Here is a 1,686-nt window from a genome sequence, read left to right as displayed (position 1 = left end):
GTAGATCTTGCCGAACTCGGTCGGCTCCATGTCTTGCCTGGGTAGTCGCCCTTCCTCTACAGCCAGGGCGATCGCCCGTCGCCATTCGGGTAGGTACTGGCTGGCGATACTGGGCACTGGGTAGCCCTCTTCCAGCAGTGAGATCTCCTCTTTGCATACTTGGATCGCCTCTTCTTCGGACTCGCACCGAGAGAGGCGATCGACAAAGTGTCGGATCATGTCTGAGCGCTCTTCTTGGGTCAGCCTGATTCGCCGCCCTTCGGCAATGCGCTGGCGGAAAGCTGAGACGAGCGCTTCTCTTGTCCTGCTGTCGCTGTCGTGCATTGACACCTGAAACCTGAAACGATATGGATAAATCAATCGTATCACCCATGCCATATCCTTGTCTATCCCTGTCGATCTGTTCCTTATCTTTTTCTTGTCAGATCGTTACTGGTACTGGCTTTGTCGGATCGCCTCAATCTCTCTCCGTGTGGGCGTTTCAGTGATAAGTCGGTTCACCGCGTCTCGTTGAATGATAAGGAAAACAAAATTCGATCGCCACTGATAAGGATAAGCTTTGATTTGTTTTGCTTATCGTTTTTGTGGAAAATAGGGGTGTAGATATGGATTGATGTGGATAAGTAAGAGTATTCGATAAGGATGGACTAATCGGGTGAAACCCAAAAGCCTTTCTGGGTAAGGGTTTTGCGTTTTTGCTGTGTACTGGTGCGGGCGATCGCCCTTTCATCTTACTTATCCTTATCTTATTTTTAAGCTTATCAAAGCGGTGATTGATAAGTATATTAAATAAGGATGAATGATAAGTTATTTGTATGTGTTGACAAGGATAGCTTTTTAGTTAACTAAAAAGCTATCCTTGTCAACACATACAAATAACTTATCATTCATCCTTATTTAATATACTTATCAATCACCGCTTTGATAAGCTTAAAAATAAGATAAGGATAAGTAAGATGAAAGGGCGATCGCCCGCACCAGTACACAGCAAAAACGCAAAACCCTTACCCAGAAAGGCTTTTGGGTTTCACCCGATTAGTCCATCCTTATCGAATACTCTTACTTATCCACATCAATCCATATCTACACCCCTATTTTCCACAAAAACGATAAGCAAAACAAATCAAAGCTTATCCTTATCAGTGGCGATCGAATTTTGTTTTCCTTATCATTCAACGAGACGCGGTGAACCGACTTATCACTGAAACGCCCACACGGAGAGAGATTGAGGCGATCCGACAAAGCCAGTACCAGTAACGATCTGACAAGAAAAAGATAAGGAACAGATCGACAGGGATAGACAAGGATATGGCATGGGTGATACGATTGATTTATCCATATCGTTTCAGGTTTCAGGTGTCAATGCACGACAGCGACAGCAGGACAAGAGAAGCGCTCGTCTCAGCTTTCCGCCAGCGCATTGCCGAAGGGCGGCGAATCAGGCTGACCCAAGAAGAGCGCTCAGACATGATCCGACACTTTGTCGATCGCCTCTCTCGGTGCGAGTCCGAAGAAGAGGCGATCCAAGTATGCAAAGAGGAGATCTCACTGCTGGAAGAGGGCTACCCAGTGCCCAGTATCGCCAGCCAGTACCTACCCGAATGGCGACGGGCGATCGCCCTGGCTGTAGAGGAAGGGCGACTACCCAGGCAAGACATGGAGCCGACCGAGTTCGGCAAGATCTAC

Annotated in this window: 2 protein-coding genes; one reads left to right on the top strand and one right to left on the bottom strand. The window is 47.2% G+C overall.

Going from position 1 to position 1,686, the window contains the following annotated elements; genetic code table 11:
* The coding region (locus D6694_10330) for a hypothetical protein (protein ID RMH40177.1) at positions 1–378 on the bottom strand (378 nt) is incomplete at its 3' end.
* A 930-nt stretch (positions 379–1,308) separates the two neighbouring features.
* Between D6694_10330 and D6694_10325 the strand changes: the two genes are divergently transcribed.
* Positions 1,309–1,686 (top strand): hypothetical protein (locus D6694_10325; protein RMH40176.1); only part of this gene is annotated, 378 nt, incomplete at its 3' end.

The sequence above is a fragment of the Gammaproteobacteria bacterium genome (assembly GCA_003696665.1).
GTDB lineage: Bacteria > Pseudomonadota > Gammaproteobacteria > Enterobacterales.
The sequence above is the reverse complement of the archived record's forward strand: the minus strand, read 5'-3'. Positions and strand labels throughout refer to the sequence as shown.